This window comes from Flavobacterium pectinovorum (assembly GCF_006438875.1).
GTDB classification, from domain to species: domain Bacteria; phylum Bacteroidota; class Bacteroidia; order Flavobacteriales; family Flavobacteriaceae; genus Flavobacterium; species Flavobacterium pectinovorum_A.
This window is the reverse complement of the sequence record NZ_RCZH01000001.1, coordinates 180,117-204,237: the sequence shown is the minus strand read 5'-3', so window position 1 is coordinate 204,237 and position 24,121 is coordinate 180,117. Positions and strand designations below refer to the sequence as shown.

18 protein-coding genes are annotated in these 24,121 nt (G+C 34.8%); 8 read left to right on the top strand and 10 right to left on the bottom strand.

The features are described 5' to 3' along the window. Positions 1–34: 34 nt before the first annotated feature. A complete protein-coding gene (locus tag EAH81_RS00875; RefSeq protein WP_140502634.1) occupies positions 35–637 on the bottom strand; it encodes a TetR/AcrR family transcriptional regulator in 603 nt (200 codons plus the stop codon). Positions 638–987: 350 nt separating this feature from the next. Between EAH81_RS00875 and EAH81_RS00870 the strand changes: the two genes are divergently transcribed. Next, complete coding sequence (locus EAH81_RS00870) at positions 988–3,666, top strand: T9SS type A sorting domain-containing protein (RefSeq protein WP_140502628.1); 2,679 nt, start codon at positions 988–990, stop codon at positions 3,664–3,666. A gap of 240 nt (positions 3,667–3,906) precedes the next feature. Here EAH81_RS00870 and xylA read toward each other — a convergent pair whose 3' ends face one another. Then, a complete protein-coding gene (xylA, locus tag EAH81_RS00865) occupies positions 3,907–5,232 on the bottom strand; it encodes a xylose isomerase (protein ID WP_140502623.1) in 1,326 nt (441 codons plus the stop codon). Positions 5,233–5,385: 153 nt separating this feature from the next. Beyond that, a complete protein-coding gene (locus EAH81_RS00860) occupies positions 5,386–8,805 on the bottom strand; it encodes a glycosyltransferase (RefSeq protein ID WP_241676482.1) in 3,420 nt (1,139 codons plus the stop codon). A 197-nt stretch (positions 8,806–9,002) separates the two neighbouring features. Here EAH81_RS00860 and EAH81_RS00855 point away from each other — a divergent pair, with 197 nt between their 5' ends. Continuing rightward, on the top strand, positions 9,003–11,627 hold the full coding sequence (locus EAH81_RS00855; RefSeq protein WP_140502618.1) for a phosphatidylglycerol lysyltransferase domain-containing protein: 2,625 nt from the start codon (positions 9,003–9,005) through the stop codon (positions 11,625–11,627). Positions 11,628–11,879: 252 nt separating this feature from the next. On the opposite strand, the gene EAH81_RS00850 is transcribed toward EAH81_RS00855, so the two are convergent. From EAH81_RS00850 to metN, 4 genes are all read right to left on the bottom strand, one after another. Next, positions 11,880–12,659 carry a polysaccharide deacetylase family protein gene (locus EAH81_RS00850; RefSeq protein ID WP_140502614.1) on the bottom strand — a complete coding sequence of 260 codons (780 nt, stop codon included), beginning with the start codon at positions 12,657–12,659 and terminating at the stop codon, positions 11,880–11,882. Between the two features lie 315 nt (positions 12,660–12,974). Then, complete coding sequence (metQ, locus tag EAH81_RS00845; protein WP_140502609.1) at positions 12,975–13,793, bottom strand: methionine ABC transporter substrate-binding lipoprotein MetQ; 819 nt, start codon at positions 13,791–13,793, stop codon at positions 12,975–12,977. Between the two features lie 375 nt (positions 13,794–14,168). Beyond that, positions 14,169–14,822, bottom strand: a complete 654-nt coding sequence (metI, locus tag EAH81_RS00840) for a methionine ABC transporter permease MetI (RefSeq protein WP_140502604.1) — start codon at positions 14,820–14,822, stop codon at positions 14,169–14,171. After that, the gene (gene metN, locus EAH81_RS00835; protein WP_140502598.1) at positions 14,815–15,846 is read right to left on the bottom strand and encodes a methionine ABC transporter ATP-binding protein MetN; all 1,032 of its coding nucleotides are present in this window, start codon (positions 15,844–15,846) and stop codon (positions 14,815–14,817) included. Before metN ends, metI begins: the two co-directional genes overlap by 8 nt. A gap of 606 nt (positions 15,847–16,452) precedes the next feature. On the opposite strand from metN, the gene EAH81_RS00830 reads away from it, so the two are divergent. Further along, complete coding sequence (locus tag EAH81_RS00830; protein WP_140502593.1) at positions 16,453–16,695, top strand: hypothetical protein; 243 nt, start codon at positions 16,453–16,455, stop codon at positions 16,693–16,695. Positions 16,696–16,989: 294 nt separating this feature from the next. Here EAH81_RS00830 and EAH81_RS00825 read toward each other — a convergent pair whose 3' ends face one another. Beyond that, on the bottom strand, positions 16,990–17,868 hold the full coding sequence (locus EAH81_RS00825) for an NAD(P)H-binding protein (RefSeq protein ID WP_140502588.1): 879 nt from the start codon (positions 17,866–17,868) through the stop codon (positions 16,990–16,992). An 82-nt stretch (positions 17,869–17,950) separates the two neighbouring features. Between EAH81_RS00825 and EAH81_RS00820 the strand changes: the two genes are divergently transcribed. Both EAH81_RS00820 and EAH81_RS00815 read left to right on the top strand, forming a co-directional pair. After that, positions 17,951–18,331, top strand: coding sequence for a winged helix-turn-helix transcriptional regulator (locus tag EAH81_RS00820; protein ID WP_140502583.1), 381 nt, complete (start codon positions 17,951–17,953; stop codon positions 18,329–18,331). Positions 18,332–18,399: 68 nt separating this feature from the next. Then, a complete protein-coding gene (locus tag EAH81_RS00815; protein WP_140502579.1) occupies positions 18,400–19,041 on the top strand; it encodes an FMN-dependent NADH-azoreductase in 642 nt (213 codons plus the stop codon). 210 nt (positions 19,042–19,251) lie between these two features. Here the strand turns inward: EAH81_RS00815 and EAH81_RS00810 are convergent, their stop codons facing one another. Continuing rightward, entirely contained in the window at positions 19,252–19,692 is a 441-nt protein-coding gene (locus tag EAH81_RS00810; protein ID WP_140502574.1) for a GNAT family N-acetyltransferase, read from the bottom strand. 84 nt (positions 19,693–19,776) lie between these two features. Next, positions 19,777–21,240, bottom strand: a complete 1,464-nt coding sequence (locus tag EAH81_RS00805; RefSeq protein ID WP_140502570.1) for a PLP-dependent aminotransferase family protein — start codon at positions 21,238–21,240, stop codon at positions 19,777–19,779. Positions 21,241–21,317: 77 nt separating this feature from the next. Here EAH81_RS00805 and EAH81_RS00800 point away from each other — a divergent pair, with 77 nt between their 5' ends. The 3 genes from EAH81_RS00800 (at position 21,318) to EAH81_RS00785 (ending at position 24,089) form a co-directional block, all read left to right on the top strand. Continuing rightward, a complete protein-coding gene (locus tag EAH81_RS00800) occupies positions 21,318–21,761 on the top strand; it encodes a DoxX family protein (protein WP_140502566.1) in 444 nt (147 codons plus the stop codon). A 1,097-nt stretch (positions 21,762–22,858) separates the two neighbouring features. Further along, positions 22,859–23,695: a sulfite exporter TauE/SafE family protein gene (locus EAH81_RS00790; protein WP_140502554.1), complete on the top strand. Its 837-nt coding sequence runs from the start codon at positions 22,859–22,861 to the stop codon at positions 23,693–23,695. A 4-nt stretch (positions 23,696–23,699) separates the two neighbouring features. After that, a complete protein-coding gene (locus EAH81_RS00785) occupies positions 23,700–24,089 on the top strand; it encodes a DUF1634 domain-containing protein (RefSeq protein WP_241676481.1) in 390 nt (129 codons plus the stop codon). Positions 24,090–24,121: the final 32 nt, after the last annotated feature.

Here is a 24,121-nt window from a genome sequence, read left to right as displayed (position 1 = left end):
TAATCATTTGATTAAATTAAGTCCAAAAAAATAGCTACGAGTCTATCATAGCTTTAAACCATTTTACAATGAATGTCTTTCTTTCTTCTGTAAAATCATTTAACTGATTTGCTGACATAACTCCCGCAGATTCTAAAACGGGTTTTGCAATAAACGGAAAAATACACATCGATAAAACATTTATAATAAAATGTAACGGATGTATGTCCGGTCTTTTTTCTATTAATTGTTTCACAAAATAAGATTCTGTCAGTAATTTTCCGGCTTGCATTTTATTGCCAAAATGCTCTGGATTATTTCGTATTTCGCTCAAAACAAACAAAGGCAAACCCGGATTTTGAGTTAACATTGTAATATAAGCGTCAGCAATCAAGGTTACCTTTTCGTCAAGCGAAGTATTTTGATTGTTAACAATTGGTGCAATTACACCAAACAACTTCCCAACTTTTTCTGCCATGACAAGCTCAAAGAGTTTCTCTTTGCTTCTAAAATAATAGTTTAACAAAGCCAGATTAATCCCAGCTTCTTCGGCAATATCACGAGTACGCGTAGCCGAATATCCCTTTTGGGTAAATACGGTTCGGGCTGCTTCTTTTATTCTTTCCTCGGTGCTTGCGTCTTTGCTTTTTGGTGCCATAATAATTTTAATCTGAGGCAAAGATATAAATATTTTTTAATTTTAAACAAAAGATTTAATCAAATGATTAATTTTAATAATTCCACTCTAAATAACTTTTAGTTAAAAAAGTAAGGAATCATATCCTGTAAAACATCAATATGCATTTTTCGTGCGCTATACTTTATCATTAATCGGAATATTCTTTTTTAACAACATCAGCAAACAATAAACAAATACCATAATTAAGTCTGTAAAAAATAATTAAATCAATTATTTTTTAACATTTTATACATTCTATTCATATTTTTCTTATCATTGTAGCACAGTATAGTATAGTACTGCATCTTAACTATTTAAAATAAATTATTATGCAAGAAAAAATTACAAAAGAAAAATTTTCGGTTAAAGGATTTCTTACCGTCATAGCCTCATTGTTTGCCCTATATGGGTCAGCTCAAACTTATGAATTTGAAAATGGCACCAGAACCAACAGCGCCAACATACAAACCTGTGATGCTTGTTCCGGCAAAATAGTAGGGAATCTGGGTGGAGATAGCAGCGTTTCTGTAAATGTTACAGTATCTGCAACAGGCTGGTACAATTTACAATTGTTTTATTGCACCGGTGATCCTCGAACAATCCGTTTAACAGCGGGTTCAGCAACAGCTATAGCGATTCCGTGTGAGTCAAGTGGCGGTTGGAGTACTGCGGCTTCAAAAAATATAAGCGTGTACTTAAACAGCGGAAACACTACTCTGCTTTGGGACAACACGAGTTCGTGGGCGCCTAATCTGGACAAGTTCGTTTTGACACCAATTGCTGCCGGTACGTTGCAAACTGTTACTTTTGGTACCAATAATAGTATAGTTTACAATTTAGGTAATAAAACGTACGACGTAAAATTCAATGGTGCGACAGTAATCGCGAAGGCATCGGCTTATGCTTTTAGTGATCAGCAATATGTGAGTAGTAATTTTGCCACGGCGGTTTATACTTCCGAATCCTTTACAGACAATATTGGCAGCGGTACGAAGCATATTTTCACTTTAAGTGGAAATTATACTTTAGGCATGCAACAGATTTTTTATACGTATACCAATAAAAATTATCTTGCCGTGCAGGTTGTCCTTACGGGAAATGGATCTAATTGCTATAAAATGTCACCATTGACGAGTTATCAGGTTACGCCAAACTTTGGCAGCGGAGACACGAGAGCTGTATTTGTCCCTTACGATAATGATGCCTGGGTTCGATACAATGCTTATCCGCTTAATGCTGCCGATTTTACGGCATCTGAGGTTACTAATATTTACAATAATACCAATCGTAAAGGTTTGGTTATAGGTTCTCTTGAACATACAAAATGGAAAACCGGTATTACTGTAAACGGCGGTGGAACTTCATCTGCTTATGTTTCGGTTATTGCAGGATGGACAAAGAAAGAGATTACAAGGGATACTCGTGGTCACGGTTGGGTAAACGTTGGTCAAACAAGTTGTCCTTCGCCAAAGGTAATTATTAGCGCTAATGACGATTGGAGATCTGGTTTTGAAGAATTTGCTCAGGCAAATGCAGCACTGCAACCTAAATATATTTTTGACTGGACGGCTCCAAAACCTATAGGTTGGAACAGTTGGGGCGCCATGCAGACTTCTATCAATTTAACGAAGGTTAATGCAGTTACAGACTTTTTTCATGATGATTGTCCGGCATACAAAACCGAGGATAATACACTATTCATAGATTTGGATTCTTATTGGGATAATATGACTGATGCGCAACTGGCACAATTTGTTACTTATGCCAAAAGTAAAGGTTTTAAAGCGGGTATTTACTGGGCTCCGTTTGTAGATTGGGGTAAATACAATCGTCAGGTCGAGGGCAGTTCATACAGTTACAATCAATGTTGGACTACGGTTAATGGTGCTCCTTTTGAGCTTGACGGCGCTTATGCAATGGATCCTACAAGTCCGGGAACTAAGGCAAGAATACACTATTTCATTAATCGCTTTAAAGCAGCGGGTTTTGAGATGGTAAAAGTCGACTTTTTGACGCACGCCAGTATTGAGGCTGATAGTTTTGTAAATTATCAATTGCATACGGGTATGGAAGCTTATCAGGAAGGAATGAAATATTTAATAGATGAAATTAACGGAACTATGTTGGTTGAAGCTGCAATTTCACCCAATATTGCAACGGGACCGTATGTACATGTACGCCGTATTGCCTGCGATGCTTACAGCAGTATTGGCGATACTGATTATACGCTTAACAGTACTACTTATGGATGGTGGCAAAATCAGATTTACGATTATCTGGATGCTGATCATGTTGTGTTTGGGACTGTTACTGCAGGAGAAAACCGTGCAAGACTTTTGAGCAGTGTCGTAACAGGAACAATTACAAGTGGTGATGATTTTTCTGTTGCAGGTGCATGGAAAGCGAAAGCGCAATCTCTTTTACAAAATAATGATGTTATGAATGTTGCCCGCGCTGATGTAAACTTTCGTCCTGCCGATGGAAATACGGGTTACAATGCTGCCAATATTTTCTCGGCTACTCACAATGATGTTACTTATGTTGCGGTATTTAATTACAGTAATGCTGCCGTAACGAACAATATCAACTTAAGTCGTTTAGGCTTAGGTTCAGGAAATTATACGGTCAAAGAATTATACTCCGGTACTACAAGCACAACACAAGGAACATTAAGCGTTCAATTGCCTCAGGCCGATGCTGCGCTTTATGCTATTTCTCTTGGATCTGTGTTAAGCACTCCGAGTTATTTTAAAACTGCCGCAACCAATTATGTATTTCCGAATCCTGCATCGACGACTTTTCAAATAAAGTTTGATCATACGATTAATGGTCCTGTTGCGCTTTCTATGTATGACACGGCAGGTAAAGAAGTTTGGAAAACAACTATTGTTGCCGAAGATATGATTACTTCAGAAGTTCCGGTAAATAATCTTGCAAAAGGTGTTTATATGATAAAAGCTTCGACAACTGAAAATGGAGTTCAAAACTTTAAATTCGTTAAAAAGTAAGGTTTAAAATTTGCCCTGATTCTAAACTAAAAAATCCTATCTGCGATGCGGATAGGATTTTTTTTACCATTGAGATTTTACCGCAGAGTGCACAAAGTTTTTTTACTCAACTAAGTTTGTTAAAAACACAAAGGACACAAAGCTACATCAACACAAAGCTTTGTGTCCTTTGTGTTTTTTATAAAATCTTATGGATAAAAAACTTTGTGTTCGCTGTGGTAAAAAAACTTCAGTTTGAAATTAAATATATCTATTGATTATATTCTCAAAAAGTTCTTGTTTTCCGCTTTGTAATTCCAGTTCCCCGTTTTCTTTCGCAATAGCGTATAAGTCTTTAAAATTCAATTTACCTTCTTCAAATTCTTTTCCTTTTCCGCTGTCAAAAGAACTGTAACGTTGTTTTCTAAGACTTTCATAAGGCGAAGAAGTGATAATCTTATCGGCAGTCAATAAGGCTCTTGCAAAAACATCTGCACCACCAATATGTGCCAAAAATACATCTTCCATATCTGTAGAATTTCTTCTTATTTTTGAATCAAAATTTACTCCGCCGCCCTGAACTCCTCCTGCTTTTAGAAAAACCAACATCGCTTCTGTTACATCCTGAATATTGTTTGGAAACTGAGATGTATCCCAACCGTTTTGAGGATCTCCTCTATTGGCATCAATACTCCCTAACATTCCTGACATTGCAGCTACTTCAAGCTCATGCGGAAAAGAATGTTGTGCCATTGTTGCATGGTTTACTTCTATATTTATTTTAAAATCTTTCTCTAAACCATATTCACGCAAGAAACCAATTGTTGTGGCACAATCAAAATCATATTGATGTTTAGAAGGTTCCATAGGTTTTGGCTCTATTAAAAAATTACCTTTAAAACCTTGTTCTCTTGCATAATCTCGTGCCTGAGCCAGAAATGCGCCCATATGATCCAGTTCACGCTTCATATCAGTATTAAGTAAACTTAAATATCCTTCGCGGGCTCCCCAAAATACATAACTCTCTCCACCAAGAGCAATAGTAGTATCCAAGGCTAATTTGACCTGAGCGGCGGCTCTGGCTACGACCCTGAAATCAGGATTTGTAGCAGCGCCATTCATATATCGTGGATTAGAAAAGCAGTTTGCAGCTCCCCAAAGCGCCTTAATTCCTGAGGCAGCTTGTTTTTCTTTTAAATAATCTGTCATCGTTGCCAATCGCAACTCAGTTTGGGTAAAAGTCTGTCCTTCCTGAACCAAATCATGATCGTGAAAACAATAATAACCAAATCCCATTTTGCCTATAAATTCAAAAGCAGCATCGGCTCGGTTTTTTGCAGCCTGAATAGGTTCTCTAAATTCATTCCAGGCAAGAGTCTGAGTGGCTTGTCCAAAAACATCTGAACCATTACCTCCGAAACTGTACCAATACGATACTGCAAATTTAAAATGTTCGCGCATGGTTTTGCCTGCAACAATTTGTTCCGGATTATAATATCTGAAAGCCAAAGGATTATCTGAATCTTTTCCTTCAAAATTGATTTTGTCAATTCCTTTATAATACTCTTTATCTCCTAAAACCACCATTTTATTTATTTAATTATTTACCCAATTTTCTTTTCTAATCCTTGCTATAGCGCGGATCAAATATATAGTTTAAATGACCATTAGAAAATAAAAAAACGTTTCAATTTTTACTTAAAACCAAATTTTTGTTATAAAAAATTAAGTCCCTGATAACTAATCTAATGAGCCAACATTTCCGGTTCTGGTTAATACTCCCCAACTCTGACTTTCTCCTTTTATGGCTCTTCGAATGGCTCGGAATAGTATAACATACATTAATTGACGATACACAAATCGCTGCGGAATAAGCCAAATTAATTTGCTTAATTTCTCTTTTTCAAAAACAAAAGCAATAACACTCACCAGCATATCTACGAGCATAAATACGAGATAATAAATCGCTATTTTATGAAGGCTGTCAGGATCATTATGATTCCAGATTAAACTTAATATCAGGATTAAATCTGCCAATGGGGCAAATATTGGAAGTATGATCTGAAAAATCAACACATTTGGCAAAGCGATCATTCCAAGACCTTTGTATTTGGGATTAAAACAAGCATCACGATTTTTCCAGAATGCCTGCATAATTCCATAACTCCAGCGAAAACGCTGTTTCATGAACTCATTCAAAGTTTCCGGCGCTTCTGTAACGGCAACTGCTTCAACACAATTGACAATACGATAATTGTTTCGCAAAATCCTGATTGTCAAATCACAATCTTCTGCAAGAGTATCAGTTGTAAAACCTCCGGCATTTTCGATAGCTTCTTTTCTAAAGGCTCCAATTGCTCCTGGTACGACCGTTATTCCGTTAATTAAATCAAAAGCTCGTCTGTCAAAGTTCTGTGCGGTTGTATATTCGATACTTTGCCATCTTGCCAACATTGTATTTTCGTTCCCTACTTTTACATTTCCGGCAACGGCTCCTACTTTTTGATGATTTTTGAACTGTAACCTAAAGCACTTCATTAATTGAGAAAGTGCATCCGTTTTTAATTGTGTATCGGCATCAATACAAACTACAAAATCATTCTTTGTTAGGGAAATTCCGTAGTTAAGTGCCGAGGCTTTTCCGCCATTTACTTTCGTATTCACTTTTACGATATGATGATCTTTATATTCTACATCTACTTTAGAAAAAGTGCTGTCTTTTGAACCATCATCAACAAAAATAATATCGAAATTTGGGTAATCCTGACGAAGTAAATTCTGAATTGTTTTTAAAGCATTTACTTCCTCATTATACGCCGGTACAATGATGCTTACCTTTGGATAAATATCTCCGTCATCACTATAAGATAAAGGATGTTTGAAATCTTTCCATTTTTTGTAAAAGGCCATAAATGCCATCAGCAAAATCCTAAAAAATCCCAAAAGAATCGCAATCCAGAAAACGGCTGTAATAAAATTTCCTAACCAATATCCCAAACCAAAAATAATATTGTCAATCGTCATTAAATTTCCTTTGGCTTTAGGCATAATTTCGTTTTTACTTTTTCCTAATAGCTTAGAAACAGTAGTAAATCGAACGCCTTTGTCTTTAAAATATTTAATAATCCGTGGCAAAGCTTCTACAGTTTGTTGTCTGTTTCCGCCTGCATCATGAAGCAAAATTATTCCTTTGCTGGGATATGCTTCATATTCTCGAATAGTCCTGTTATAAATACTATCTGCGATAATTCCTTTTTCCCAGTCATTTGGGTCAATGCTTTCTCCTACAGTATAATAATTCTGGGCTTTGCTTAACGCAACAGGTCTTAATTCTGCTTCTGTTGTGGGTTCAGCATCAGCATTGTATGGCGCTCTAAAAAGCACTGTGCTTCTGCCTGTAACGGCTTCAATCAATAAACGGGTCGTTTCCATTTCTGCCGAGGCTCTTTCTTTACTTACCAATGCAATATTTGGATGTGTAAAAGTATGATTCCCAATTTCATGTCCTTCTGTATAAATTCGCTGTAAAAGCGGAATATTATCTTCTCCCTGAAGTCCTACGACAAAAAAAGTTGCCGGTACTTTTTCGCGTTTTAAAATATCCAAAATTTGCGGTGTATAAGTTGGATCAGGACCATCATCAAAAGTCAAAACCACTTCATTGTGCACATTTCCAAACTTACTTATTACATATTTTGTTGGCAATTCAAGATAATTTTCCTCTGTTATTATCGATTCTTTTGGATCTGTTTGAAGCTTAATTTTCCCTGGCTGAGGATCTGTCAAAACATTCAGAACTTCACCTTCGCCAATATAATCCGGTGTCGAAAAACTCATGTGTACTTTCTCTAATACTCGAAAATCAAAACTGCTTTTGATAATACTTTCATTCGTTAAACTTCGATTATAATAATGCCATAATCTGCCGTCTTCACTTCCCAATCTCCACAATGCTGTACCTGCAGTTCCGTATTCATCAGCAAAACGAATGGTATTAAAATTGGTTGCAGCATCTGTAAAATAAACCTGATGTTTGTTTCCTCGTCCATCTTTATAACTAAAAGAATTGTTATAAGTAGTATTGTCAAAAGTAATCGTGGCACCATATTGTTTTGCGAGCGACAATGCTTCATCATAAGTAACGGTTATTGCCTCTTTATTTTGTTCCCAATCATAACCATATCCGGCAAAACAAAGAATTATTTTGTCTGACGGAATTTCTTTGGCAATTTCATCAAGTATTCTCTCCGTCCATTTTTGACTGCTTATTGCTCCCGGAACACTTCCGGCATAATGTTCGTCATATGCCATCAGGAACATATAATCGTTGTATTTTGCCAATGCTTTTATATTAAAATCGCCATTATCAGCCATTATATCCTGAGTGACAATTAATCCTTGTGCATGCAGTTTTTCGTAAAGTTCTTTCTGAAAAGCAATAATTGGTTCATCGCTGTTTTCTTTAAATTCTTCAAAATCTATATTAATTCCCTGAAGTTTATATTGCTTAAGATTTTTTATAATATCATTGATCAGTCTTTCTCTTTTTAAATCGTCATGCAGGATTCGGTGAACCAAATCACCATCAAAATCGCCTCCTTTAGATTCGTTAATGTTATTGATTATGGGAATAATTTTGATTCCGGCTTTTTTCATAATTTTCAAAGCTGCCGTATCAATTTCTGTGCGAAGTAAATCAGTTTTAGGATCTATAAAAAACCATTCCGGAATAACCATATTGAGTTTGTCAATATTTTTTTGAAGTGAAAATAAACTCTGCGGATCCCAATCTACATAAAATGCTGCCCGGATTTCCTGAAAATCAATTGCCTGATTTTGCTTTTTCAACGCTTCCATTTTTGATTTTGATCTCAAAAAACTGTCAAAACCTTTGTATTTTCTGAGGTCTTTTATACTAAGTTCCTGCGGAGTGGTTGGATTTAATAATTTTTGGGTCGAAGGATCATTACCTAAAATTGGCAATACAGGTTTTAGTCCCCGATTGAGCGTGATAATAAAGACGGGAATCAACATTAGTAATAGAAAAATAATCAATCGCGTCGACCATTGAAAAGCTCGCCAACGTAGTTTTGTTTCAGTCTGAAATACTTGTTTCTTATCTTCCATAATATCCCTAAAAATTGATGTATAAATGTACATCAAAAATTTTATTTTATTAATCTGCTTTAAACGAATTAACAAGTTTTTACTTTATAAACATCAAATCTTAATTTAATCTTTAGCTGAAGTATAGCATTTCTTATTCAAAACTTAATTCATTGATTTTTAAACACCAAAACAACTTAAATGCAAAAAAATACAGTATTTTTATAATAAAGTAACCAAGTGCGCTCATTATGAGAGAAAACAAAAACATTACTGTCAATCTAAATTTCCTTAAAAAGAGAATGCTTGATTTTTTTTCTAAAAAGGGCAAATTATTAAGTCAGATTGTGTTGACATTTATCTTTTTTCTAATTGGTTTTTGGTTTATAAAAGAAGAAAGAAACGAACTTTATCAAATAAAAAACAGTATTACAGAAGCAACTCCAATCTGGATAATAATTGGTTTCATAGTTACTTTCTCCTATATTTTCCTGCAAGGATTAATGTACGTAATTTCGTTTTCGTCTATTGGTGCCAAAATCACTTTGAAAGATGCTACTTCCCTATTTCTGAAACGTAATTTTATAAGTATATTTATTCCCGCCGGCGGCATCACATCATTATTATTCTTTACGGAACCTTTACTAAAAAAAGGAGTAACAAAAACAGATGTTCACTTAGCATCCGCAATTTATGGATTTGTAGGTATCTTATCTGTCATACTCTTTGCGATACCTTTATTTATCTACTCTTTGTTAAAAGGAAGTGTTGGTTATAATGAATGGCTGTTTTTTGGACTCGTGATTATCATCATTCCGATGTTTGTACTTTTGTTTAATTCTCTAATCCAAAAAGGGAAATTGTATCGGTTTATCTTAAAAAATTTTCCTAAAATAGAACCATTTCTAATCGATTTACAAGAGCATAAAATAAACAGAAATACCTTTCTAAAAATAGTATTATGTTCCGTAATTATTGACGCCGTTGGAATTTTGCACATTTACATTGCTATGAAAGCATTGCAATTTGAGCCATCTCTTTTTGCTGCAACAATAGCGTATGTTGTTGCGGTGATTTTCCTGATTATTTCTCCATTTCTAAGAGGTTTGGGCGCTGTAGAAGTTTCAATGGGATATATTTTAATTCGGTATGGTTTTAATACTATGGAAGCGGTTGCAATCACTTTATTTTATCGTTTTTTCGAATTCTGGCTTCCGTTATTTGCAGGTGTACTTCTTTTTATTTCCAAAATTCAGAAGCTTTTATTGCGTATTATTCCGGCTTTGCTTTTGTTGATTCTGGGCGTCATCAATATTATTTCGGCAATCACGCCCGCAATCCATAGCAGATTGCATATTCTTAAGGATTTCCTGCCAATAGAAGCGATAAGCACTTCAAATTATCTGGTACTTACAACAGGGCTTTTTTTGTTGGTTACATCAGCATTTATGCTCAAAGGTCTTAGAATGGCTTGGTGGTTTGCAGTGCTTTTATCTGTAATTTCTTTGATAGGGAATTTAACCAAAGCAATTGATTTTGAAGAATCTACAATCGCTCTTCTCGTGCTCCTTGTTTTGATCGCCACAAGAAAAGAGTATTACATCAAAACAAATCCAAAGCTTGGTATTATTGGTCTACAAACTTCGTTATTAAGCATTCTTGCCGTTCTTATTTATGGTGTTCTGGGCTTTTATTTCTTTGACAAAAAACATTTTAATATTGATTTTAGTTTAGAAGAATCTATTAGATATACGCTTCAGAATTACTTTCTTATTGGAAGCGAAAATCTGCATCCAACGGGAACTTTTGCGACACATTTTTTAATCTCGCTCAAGATCAGCGGATTCCTTTCTTTTTGTTTTTTAATCTATACTTTGGTAAAACCCTCAATCCTGAAAAATACGCCAACAGACGAAGAAAAAGAAATTGTAACGGAGCTAATGAAACAATACGGAAACTCAAGTCTGGGGTATTTTAAAACCTATTTTGATAAATTATTTTTTATTTCTAAAAACAAAAATGCCTTTATTTCGTATCGATTGGCAGGGAATTTTGCCGTTGCTTTAGAAAATCCTGTTGGAAGTACCAGCGAAGAAATCAAGCTTTGTATCCTTGAATTTGATAAATTCTGTTACGATTTTGGACTTCGAAGTATCTATTACCGAATTCCGGAAGTGAGTCTGAAAATATATACTGAAATTGGCAAAAAATACTTCTTTCTGGGGCAAGCCGCGGTTGTCGATCTCAGGGAATTCAATCTGGAAGGTCAAAACAGAAAATCTTTGCGAAATGGTCTTAAAAAAATTACTGATCTTGGTTTACAAGCCATTGTAAACGAACCTCCAATAAAAGACGGATTATTGCAGCAAATTAAAGCTGTCAGCGATCAATGGCTACAGGAAACTTCAAGAAAGGAAATTCTTTTTTCGCAGGGAATTTTTCTGTGGGAAGAACTCAAAAAACAGACTATTATTACGGTCGAAAACAACGAAGGAAAAATTCTTGCTTTCATAAATATCATTCCGGATTATGCAAAAGACGAAAGTACGTATGATTTGATTCGCAAAACAGACGATGCTCCAAATGGCATCATGGATTTTATAATGGTGGCGCTCTTTAATTATCTTAAATCAAAAGAAATTATATCTGTAGATCTTGGTTTGGCACCAATGAGCGGAATCGAAAATCCACAAACGATTCAGGAAAAATCAATGAAATATGCTTACGAAAAAGTAAAATCCTTTTCCCATTATAAAGGACTGCGCAATTTCAAAGACAAATTTTCTCCTTCCTGGCACAATCAATATATTGTTTTTGAAGATGATTATGATTTGATTCAAATTCCCAGGATTTTATCTAAAGTGATAAAGCCTTAATCAGTTAGTTGGGCTCAATTATTATAAAACACAGAAAGACATATTATTTTCTGCTCCGGAGGAGTATTATATTTATAGCTAATTTATGCGTTCTTTCGCTAAAGCTCCAGCGGAGCGATATCTTCTTTTATTATTTTTCTGAATATATCACCCCTATGGGGTTCTATCAAATGATTTAAAACTATTCTATAAATATACCGTCCCGCCGGGACTCAACATTCAAACACTAATTACTACTCTTAAAAATCAGTTTTACTTCTGCGGAAGCAAATCATCTAAATCTGATGAAGTATAGAATTTAAGATCATGTTGCTTGATGTATTTACAGATAAATTCTAAAGTTTCTATTTTTGTCTGATAGTTTTCGGTTACATTTTTGACTGGTTTATGACCGCACAAAAGCAAAATTTTGTTGTTCTTTTTGGCATAATCCAGTAATTCTAAAACATACGGAATACTAAAATGAATGTGGCTATTGTCAATATCAAAAGCAAATACAATTTTTGAATTATTGAAATAACTGTCTTGTTTCTCCGGAACTTCGCCACCAAAAGCTCTTCCTCTGATAATTTTAAATTTGGCTGATAATGCTTTATCCAATGCATCAGATCTTTCTCCGTAAGGATAAGCAAATGTTGTGACCTTAAATGATTTCTTTTTCATGGACACAATCATAGGCTGTATTTCCTGTTTCATGTATTCGTTAATTCCGTATTTCTTAACAAATTTTACAGCATTATAATGGTGATATCCGTGGCCTGCAATTTCGTGTCCTTCTTTTTGCATTTGAAGCAGTTTTTTGATTTGCGGCGCACCAATAGAATCTATTCGGCAAACATTAAAAGTAGCTTTCCATCCATATTTTTTCAAAGCCTGGTCTGCATTGTACCATTCATCTACATAAGCATCATCAAAAGACAAAATCACTCCGGCTTTATAGGCTTTTGGCTCTTGCTTTTGTTTTTTTGATTCACAGGAAAATAAAGTTAAGAACATTAAAAATAACATTGCTTTCAAAAAAAATAGCTTCATAAATGACTTTGTGTATTGGAAAATTATAGTTTAAAATCTTTCTTTGAAAAAGAAGGCTTTGATCTCTCAAATATAAGCCTTTTCAATGTTTAATGCATAAAAAAAGCGATCTTATATAGACTAAAATTTTGAACACGAATTGCACGAATTGTCACTAATTCCTTTATGAAATTAATTTCGCAAACAAGGTTAATTAATTAGAATCTGTGTAAATTAGTGCAATTCGTGTTGTTTTTTATCCTTTTCTCAATTATACAAAAAAACTCATCAGATTATGATGAGTTTTAAAATTGAAAATATATAATAAATAAGATATTACCAGCCTTTTACCGCTCCGCCTTTAAACTCGCGAAGGGCTGCCTGCTCTACTTCTACAGATTGAAAAGCTTTTACAAATTGTTGTATTCTTTCGTCTTTTTTATTGTCTTCACGGCTTACGATAAGATTTACGTAGGGCGAATCTTTATCTTCTACAAACAAGGCATCACGTGCAGGAACCAATCCGGCTTGAGAAGCAAAAGTATTGTTGATGATCGCAATCGTTACATTTTGATCGTCTAAAGCTCGTGGCAATTGTGGCGCTTCCAATTCTAATATTTTTAGATTTTTAGGATTCTCTACAATATCTGTTACTTTAGGCAATAATCCCACATTTGGACGCAATTTCAATAAACCGTTTTTCTGCAAAAGCAATAAAGAACGTCCGCCATTTGTTGGATCATTTGGAATAATAATTGTGCTTTCGTTTTTTAATTCCGAAAGATTTTTGATCTTTTTAGAATAAGCAGCGATTGGATAAATGAAGGTTTTTGCAATTATTGCCAATTTATAGCCGCGTTGTTTTGATTGCTCATCAAGATAAGGTTTGTGCTGAAAAGCATTGGCATCGATATCACCTTGGCTTAAAGCCTCATTTGGGATTACATAATCGTTAAATGAAACCAATTCTACATCAAGACCGTATTTGTCTTTTGCTACTTTTTGCGCTGCTTGTGCCACCGCATATTCCGGTCCGGTTGCAACACCAACTTTTATATGATGCGGATCGTCGTTTTTACTTTTTCCACAATTTGCCAGTGATAATGACAAGGCTATAATTCCGATTGTTTTTAAAAATTTTATCTTAGTAATCATTCTATTTTTTAATTTATAATTAATATTTATGTTTTTTAACACAGCGTTGGCAAAGTTTTTTCACGCAGATTTAAAAAGATTTAAGCAGATTTGAATTAATAATCTGCGTTCATCAGCTTAAATCTTTTTAAATCTGCGTGAAACAAAAAATTATTTACTTTAAACAAAACTTAACGCCTTTGAGTCTTTGTGGCAAACTTATTCTATCTGTGGTCAAATCGTAATCATTCTGTTTTTTAACCGCAGAGTTTGCAAAGATTTTTCACGCAGGTTTAAAAAGATTTAAGCAGATTTGAATTTAATAATCTGCGTGAAACAAAAAATTATTTACTTTAAACAAAACTTAGCGTCTTTGAGCCTTTGTGGCAAACTTATCTATCTGTGGTCAAATCGTTTTGATAATGTATCTCCCGCAAATTGTATCAGAAACACCAATAGTACAAGCAATGCCAAAACCGAGTTCATCGTTACGGCATCATAACCTATATATCCGTATTGATATCCAACTTGTCCTAAACCGCCTGCTCCAACAGCTCCGCCCATTGCCGAATAACCTACAAGTGTTATCAGCGTTATTGATGCTGCATTTATTAAAGATGGCAAAGCTTCGGGAAGTAAAACTTTATAGACAATTTGCAAAGGCGTTGCGCCCAAAGCTCTTGCGGCTTCGATTAATCCTGAAGGCAAACCCAGTAAACTATTTTCTACAAGTCGTGCAATGAAAGGCGCTGCTCCTATACTTAACGGAACTAATGCGGCACTTACGCCAATAGAAGTTCCTACAAGTGCGCGTGTAAACGGGATCATCCAGACTATTAATATAATGAATGGTATCGATCTGAAAATGTTAACCAAAACAGATAAAGTTCGGTTTAAAACCGGTTGTTCTAATATTTGATTTTTTCGGGTTAAGAAAAGTAAAATTCCTGTTGGAAGTCCCAATACAAAGCCAAAAAAACCAGAGACAAATGTCATAACGATGGTTTCCCAAGTGCCTTTTAATAATAATTCAAAAATGGATTCAGACATAACCTATAATTTCTGTTTTAATGTGTTTAGAAATAAAATATTGAATTGCAGCTTCGTAATTCTCCCGTTTACCGGAAAGTTCGATCAGCATAACTCCGAAATTAACGTCTCCTGCCTGATCCATTTGTGCGCTTACAATTTTAAAATTGGTATCAAATAATCTCGAAACTTCCGAAATAACAGGTTCATTTACTGATTTTCCTGTCATTTCAAGTCTTAACAGCGGACTTAAACCTTCGCCATCTTCTTTTTGAAGTCTTTCCTGATAAACCGTTGGAACATCAATATGCAAGGACGACGAAATAAATTCTTTTGTCAATTCGTGTTTTGGATCTGCAAAAATTTCTCCCACACTTCCCTGCTCTATTAGTTTTCCGTGACTGATTACGGCAACTTCATCACAAATAGATTTTACAACTTCCATTTGGTGGGTAATTAGCAAAATCGTGATATTAAGACGGCGGTTGATATCTTTTAATAAATTTAAAATCGATCTTGTAGTCGCAGGATCCAACGCACTCGTGGCTTCATCGCATAATAGCACTTTGGGATTATTAGCCAAAGTTCTTGCAATTGCAACTCTTTGTTTTTGACCTCCGGAAAGACTTGCAGGATAATCGTTTGCTTTTTCGTCCAAACCTACTAATTGAAGCAATTCTAAAACTCGGGTTTTAATATCTGATTTTGAAGCTCCGACAAGTTCCAGCGGAAAAGCAACATTCTCAAAAACAGTTCTTGACGAAAGCAGATTAAAATGCTGAAAAATCATTCCGATTTGTCTTCTTTCAATCGCAAGCTGCGCATTTGATAGTTGTATTAACGATTTTCCATCTACTATAATTTCTCCCGAAGTTGGTCTTTCTAATAAGTTTACACATCGAATTAAGGTGCTTTTTCCCGCTCCCGAAGTTCCTATTACACCAAATATTTTGCCTGGAGGAACCTTAAGCGAAACATCTGATAAAGCCGAAACAATTCGGTTTTTCTGATGGAAATTTTTAGTTACATTTTTTAATTCAATCATTTTTTATTCAAGTTTATTTTGGGCAATACTTTTTATTGCATTATAATTTGATTCCGTTTTTAAAATAAAAAGACCTTTCAATTGTTTATGAAAGGCCTTAAAATAAAGTAAACTTTTATATCAGCCAGATCAAAACATACGCATAGCAACATCACAACACATCATCATGTCGCAGCTATAATACATTTTATCTTGGTTATTGTTTTTCATTTGTGCGGCAAATTTAAAGAGTTATTTTTAATTTTTATGCATAAAACGATAAAACTTTTATTATCCTATCAATGTAATAGACTAATTAGTAGCTAACATTGCGAAATCTTTAAAAAATTAAAAGAATTTTTATCCTTTTTCACCTCTCCTTTTTATCATAAAAACAACCAAATACACTAACCTTCAAACACATACAAATTAAAGATGTCGGTTTCATGCTAAAAGTCTGTTAAATAAAGGGTTCTATATAAAACTAAACTGTCAAATAATACGTATGTAGAGAAATACGATAGTCTGGAATGGTATAGATTCAAATGGTAATAGTTTTTGGAACATATTGAATTTTATCACACTCCAGATTATTGTTTTTTATTAAACTTTAAAAATTGTATCAGATTGGAAGGATTAAACGTTCAACGACTAAAAAAGGCTTTAGATTATCTGGAAAGCAAACAACGAGAGCTAAAAAAAGAACATCAAAATGATACAAGAAGTATTGAATCCTTAATCAAATACTTAAAAAAAGATATGCTGGAGCAATTTCAACTATCCGATTATCATCCTGAAATTAAACCCGAACTAAAAAACACGGAGTTCTTTATTAGCAATGTAAAAAACATTCTGGAGAAAAACTTTTAACATAATCATAATTAATCACTTATAAATATATCTGCTATTTTTTTTTAATCCAAGCTCCAGCGGAGCAATATATTTATAGCTAATTTAATACATGTTTTGAAAATCAAACTCCAGCGGAGTGAAATACCTCTTTGTTATTAGTAAATTAACGTCTCACACCGATGGGGTTCTTTTGCGTAATTATTTTTGATTTTTTATAAATATGTTGTCCCGCTGGGACTTAAAGTTAATTACCCCAATAGGTTAAATACAAAAAAAAGAGCTGATTTTACGATCAGCTCTTTTTTATAAAAATTAAAATCTCTCTGCAAATTCTTTTGCAAAATCTTCTAATTTTGTCTTTCCGTCAACAGAAATTTTATTAGTTAAAAAGTCTTCCTGAATTTTTCCACTTCTCAGACCAGCGCCCATTTCGGCATATAATCCAGCTATTTCGTCCGGAAGTCCGGCTTGTTTCATTCCGCCAAGCGCTTGTTCATCTGTAAATTCTACCCACGGTAATTCTGGTTTATCAATTGCCAGACCCAAAACTTTTGCGACCTCATTTGGTGTGCGGACATCACTCACAATATAACGGATATTTTTTCCTGATGTCGTTTTTTGCAATTCTTCGGCAGCTGCGGTTGCAATATTTTCAGGATGTACAAAAGGTATTTTAGTTTCTGCTGCATAATTGGAACCAATAATCCCAGCTCCTTTTATCATCGGAACATCATTGTACAAATTCGTATAGAAAAATCCGGCACGAAGAAAAGTAACCGATACGTTCTCTAATATTTCGTAGATTTTCTCGATGTTATGAAGTCCAGTAATTGGCCCAGTTCCGTTAGGTAAATCAGCTCCAATACTACTTAACATTACAACACGTTTTATTCCGGCTTCCTTAATTGCCGTTGCGATTGCTTTGCCGGCATCAGTAGTATTTTCAATGATATTTGATCCGCCCATATTTGGTGGCGTTAAGGCAAAAATAGCATCAGTTTCGGCAAATGTACTTTTTAGAAAAGCGGCATCACTAACAGATCCAATTGCCGCTTTAGCGCCCAAAGTTTCAATAGCTTCTGTTCTGTCTGCATTGCTGCTGATTACGGTTATCTGATTTCCTGATGCAATAAGTTTCTTGGTCAATGGTTTTCCGATATTTCCTAATGAACCTAAAATTGTAATTTTCATAGCTTTATATTTTTTTATTATCTGAAACAAAGGTATATTTGTACTTACTTTTATACAAGTACTTACCCTAAAGTATGCACAAATGACAGCAATCAAAGAATCGTCGACTATTCAGGAAAATAAGCAATATGCCTTAGAAACATGCCCTGTAACCTATGTTATGGAAAAAATTGGCGGCTATTGGAAACCGATTATTATCTATCATCTTTCTGGCGGAAGCAAACGCTATAGCGAATTAAAAAGAGCTATTCCGGCAGTTACCGAGAAAATGTTGATTCAGCATTTGAAACAGCTTGAAGCCGATAATCTTGTTATTAGAGAAGCAAAACCGGTTGTTCCTCCATTTGTGACTTATCGTTTGAGTGCCGCAGGAAACGGGTTAATGCCCGTTATTGAAGCAATGGCAAGCTGGGCTTTTAAGGATAAAGAAGATGGGTTTGACGACACGCAATCTGGACTGTAGTTTTTATGTAAATTGGTATAGAAAATCAGTCCACTACAGCGATACTTTTGTATAAAAATTTTATCCAAATGAAGAAAGTATTAGTTTTAAATTCAAGTGCCAGAAAACATAATTCTAAAAGCAGAAAACTTACCGAAGTATTTACAGATCACTGGAAAAACATCCACAATAATAACGGTATTACGTATAGGGATTTAGGCGAAACTCACGTTCCACACATTAACGAAAATTGGATTGCAGCAGCTTTCAAACCCGAAGCTTCACGCTCTTTGCAGGAAATTGAAGCGCTAAAAACAAGTGACGAATATATCGCCGAGTTACGCGAAGCGGACGTTATTGTAATTGGTGCGCCCATGTACAACTGGTCGATTCCAAGTACGCTAAAAGCTTATATTGATCAGGTTTTGAGAGTCAACGAAACCTGGAAACTTAATCCGGAGAATATGCAGAATCCGTATATTGGTTTGCTTCAAAACAAAACGGTATTTCTATTGCTTTCCAGAGGCGCACAAGGCTACGAAAAAGGAGAATATAACGAACATATGAATTTTCAGAGCAATTATTTAAAAACTGTTTTTAATATAATTGGCATTACAAATATTCATACCGTTGCTATAAACGGAGAAAGTTTTGATCCTGAAAAATATCAGGAATCTATAAATGATTCACATCAGATGATAAAAGATCTTATAGAAAAAGAATTGAACTGATTTCTTTAAAATATATCATATAACCATAATCTTGTCATTTCGACCGRAGGGAGAAATCACATCCAGAGAGCAACGAACCGTGAATMCGTAATGTGATTTCTCCCTYCGGTCGAAATGACAAAAAATGCGAGAAATGTATTGCCACTAAACCCGACAGGTTTTTAAAACCTCTCGGGTTTGCTGTGAACTTAAGCAAAAATCTTTAAAAACTTACTTTTTCAATCTGTTTGCTAAATGAACTGCAACCAATTCAAAACCATTTTTTAGATATACTTTTTGGGCTGTATTGTTATTAAAGCCAGTATCTAAAACTACTGCTTCTTTGTTGAGCGAAATGGCAACTTCTTTTACATGATTTAATAATTGAGTAGCAAAACCTTTGCCTCTGTAAGCTTCCAGCGTGCACAAATCATCAATATAAATAATGTTTCCGCTATGCAAAGAAGTCATAATTCGATATCCTGCAAAGGCAGCAACCTTATCACCATCCATAATTCCGGCGATGCTGTACTTTTCGTTTTGCATCATTTCTGCAATAGTTGCATTCCAGTTATTCTTGTCCAAATGCGGTCTTAAAACATAAGCTACATCCCAACATTGATTAATTTCTGCGGTTGTTTCGATTTTTTTAATCTGATAAATAGACTTCATAATTGTATTTTTTATACAAAATTAGGTCAGTGATCAAAATGTAAAATACCCCAATTCTAAAATCGATAGTGGTCCAGAAGTTTATTAAAATATGCTTTTCAGAATTGTGAATGCCTTTTCCGTTTCATTTTCGGTCAAGGAAGCAAATCCCATTCGGACTGCATTTGGGGAGAAAGTATCATTTTTATAAAAATTGCCGTTACTGATCGAAAGTCCCTTTTTAGCCGCTTCATCAGACATTTTTATTAAATTAATACTTTCATTAAAATTCGCCCAAACCGCCAATCCACCTTCCGGAATCCTGAATTCTATTTCGTTTTTAAAATCTGCTGACAGAAGTTCGCAGAAATGATTTCGGCGCTGTTTGTAAATTTTTAATGATTTTCTAAAATGCCTTTCCATTTCCCCATTTTCAAACATAACGGCAAAAGCTTCTTCAAGAAGTGTATCGCCTTGTCTGTCGATCATTTTTCGCAACGATGCTGTAGCCTCAATAAACGCAGGAGGTCCAACCATAAAACCAATTCGCAAAGCGGGCGCAAAAGTCTTTGAAATCGATCCAATATAAATCACATTCTGATTGTGATCAATGCTTGCCAAAGGCAAATAAGGCTTATTATCGTAGTGAAAATCAAAATCATAATCGTCTTCTATAATCGCAAAACGATATTCTTTGGCAAGATTCAGCAGTTTTAAACGACGTTCCATGCTCATTGTTACGCCCGTTGGACAATGATGATGCGGAATGATGTAAACTGCTTTTATTTTTTTGTGTTGTAGCACTTCCTGCAAAAAGTCAACGTCCATTCCGTTATCGTCAACTGGAATTCGTTCTAAATTTGCGCCGCGATATTTAAAAGTATCATCAGCCGTCGTAAAACTCGAAATACCAACTGCAATCGTATCATTTGGATTTAAAATTAACTGTGACGCCAGATAAATGCCCATTTGGCTGCCTTTTGTAATGATTATATTTTCGGGCGAAACCAATAAACCGCGCGTGTTCGAAAGATAATTACAAATTGCTATACGAAGATTTTCAGATCCCATTGTACTGCCGTATTTCAGGAAGTTTTTGCCATAAAATTTTCGCGATAAGCTTCGGTATTCGCGCATTAATTGATCTATTGGCGCCAAGCGAACATCTGGAAAACCATCATCTATAACAATGGGATCTTTATGAATAATTTTAGCCGATAAAGCAAATTCTTTCTCAAAGCTATTCGTCCATATAAAACCTTCCTGAGATTGGTTTTTATGGGTTTCAGGTAATTTTATTTTAGTAATTATAGGCAGTTTCGAAAGTACAAAAACGCCTTTTCGATCTACAGATTCTGCCCAACCCTGACTAATTAATTCTTCATAAGCCAACTTAACCGTGTTTCTGTTAATGCCAATTAGCTCTGATAAAACACGAGAACTCGGCAATACATCTGATGGTTTTAATGTGCCACTAGTTATTAACGAAATAAAGGTATTGCACACTTGTATATAAAGCGTAATCGACGATTGGCGATCAATTTGAATTAGGGATTTATACGGCAACATCTGGGCTGTGGTTTTTATGTAAATTGGCTCACAAAGTTACCCAACATCTTTTTACTTTTACATAAAAATTTATCCAAATGAAAAATATAACAATACCACAAGCCGGTTTAGTTTTAAGAATTGTTTTAGGAATCACCATGTTATCAGCGGTTGCAGATCGTTTTGGACTTTGGGGCGCACCCGGAGATCCCGGAGTGGCATGGGGAAACTGGGAAAACTTTATTGCTTATACCCAAACCTTAAACTCTTTTGCCAGTAAATCTGTGGCGGGAATATTAGGAGTTTTGGCAACTACTTTCGAAATTCTATTTGGTTTATTTCTAATCATTGGTTTCAAAACCCGAATCATAGCTCTTGGAACTTCGGGATTAATGTTACTTTTTGCGATAAGCATGGCGATTTCAGTTTCTATAAAAGCGCCTTTCGATTATTCTGTTTTAACAAGTTCTGCAGCGGCTTTATTGCTTTCTACAATCGGAAGAACTTCTTTTGCTTTTGATAATAAATTTAGAAAAGTATAAGGATTAGGATAAAAAATTACCATACCTACAATATAATTCGTGCCTGCGGTTCTTTTCTAAAGTTCCGGCGGAACGAATTATATTATAGCAACGTCCTGAGGCTTCGGGCAATCTCATTAAGTTAAGCTTTTGGTCCAAAATTTTTCGCGCAAAGTCGCAAAGTCGCAAAGAAAAGTATGCAAACTTGGCGGCTTTGCTCCCGAAGCCTCGGGATTGCGCGATTTTTTTTAATCATAATTGTCTAAAAAAAGCTTAACGTAATGACATTGGGCTTCGGGATTAATCCGTTCAAAAGACAAGGAGATTGTCATTTCGACCGAAGGGAGAAATCACATCCAGAGAGCAACGAACTTTGAATCCGTTATGTGATTTCTCCCTTCGGTCGAAATGATAAAATTACGGTTATGATTACGAAGAACAAGAATTATTTTTTTATAGGAATTGGAAAGAACCATTCTTAATCACAACATTTCCAACAAACTACATCTATAACATGGGAATTTTATAAAATATTTAAGAAATTATATAACTGTTTTTCAAAAACTAAATCTCAAATTCGGGAGCGCTATGGAGAATCATAATCGTGAATGATTAAAAGAAAATTCAATCCTATTTTAGAACATCACAAGACTACGCAATCTCCGAATTATCGTTTTTTAGTAAATTTTTAAAGAGAATAAATATTGGAAAAATTAAATACTCAAAGATTAAGAAAGAGTTTACAATATCTCGAAAGCAAACAGAGAGATTTAAAACGACAACAGGAAAATGATACCCGAAGTGTCGAATCCATGATAAAATACTTAAAAAAAGACATAATCGAACAATTTAAACTTACAGATTATGACTTATCAATCAAACACGAAGTTAAAAACACTGAAACCTTTATTAATAGTGTACAAAAAATTATAGAAACCAATTCCTGAAGTGAAACTTGGCTTTTCTGATTTAAAACAAATAAACTAAATTCTATCAAAAGTTACTAAACCTAACTATCTGATATAGTTACCATTTTCTTTTTAAGGTTTTTTTAAGCCCTCAAATATCCTTCTACCAAATTTCTATTCGTAAATTAGCACCAAACAAAATTTATCCGAATGACTGTACTTACATTTACGCTGATTATGATTCTTGGTGCTTTTTTAGCAGGTTTTATTGGTTCATTATCAGGTTTAGGTGGTGGAATCATAATTATTCCACTTTTAACAGTTATTCTTGGTGTCGATATCCATTATGCAATTGGGGCCGCTTTGGTTTCTGTAATTGCAACATCCTCAGGTTCAGCTTCGGCATATGTCAAAGAAGGAATCACCAATATGCGTTTAGGAATCTTTCTCGAAATCGCAACAACAATTGGAGCCGTTTGCGGAGCCTTACTTTCTACAATTGCGCCAACATCCTTTATAGCAGTACTATTTGGACTTACTTTAATTTTCTCAGCTATAAATTCTCTTCGAAAAAAAGAAGAACATATTGTTTTAGAATCCAGTCCATTGGCCAAAAAACTAAGATTGGACGGAACTTATCCCACGCATGATGGCGAAGTCGTAAGTTACGGAACCAAAAATGTAGTTGGAGGTTTTGGCATGATGGGAATCGCCGGAATGATGTCGGGATTATTAGGGATTGGTTCAGGCGCTTTCAAAGTGATTGCGATGGATAATATCATGAGAATTCCGTTTAAAGTTTCTACTACAACCAGCAATTTTATGATGGGCGTTACAGCAATGGCTAGTTCTGTAATCTATATCCAGAAAGGGTATATCGAACCCGGAATTTGTATGCCTGTTGTCATTGGTGTTTTGTTTGGAGCTATGGCGGGAGCCAAAGTATTAGTGAGAACAAACCCTAAAAAACTACGAATATTTTTTGCCTGCCTGATTTTTGTACTTGCAGTAAATATGATTTATAATGGACTTAATGGAAAAATCTAAGGTTATGCAAAACGAAAAATTTGGAGAGAAAGATTTTCAGACTATAATTGGAAATTTACTGCGTTACGGTGTCTGGACTTCATTGTCAGTTGCTTTCATTGGCGGAATTGTTTATTTATTAGGACACAGTTCAGATATTGAAGATTATTCTGTCTTTCATGAAAATGACCGCAATATATTCGAAGTAATTTCAGCTATTTATAAGGGTGCTATTCAGGGAAATGGCGAATCTTTAATTTTCGTCGGAATCATTCTACTGTTTCTAACGCCTGTTTTTCGTGTGCTGCTTTCTTTGTTTTCGTTCCTTTTAGAAAAAGATTATCTTTATGTGGTCATTACACTAATTGTAATTCTGATCATTTTGATTAGTGTTTCTTTTGGTTTTTCACATTGATAATGCTATAGGCTTTATGTACGCTGTAGGCT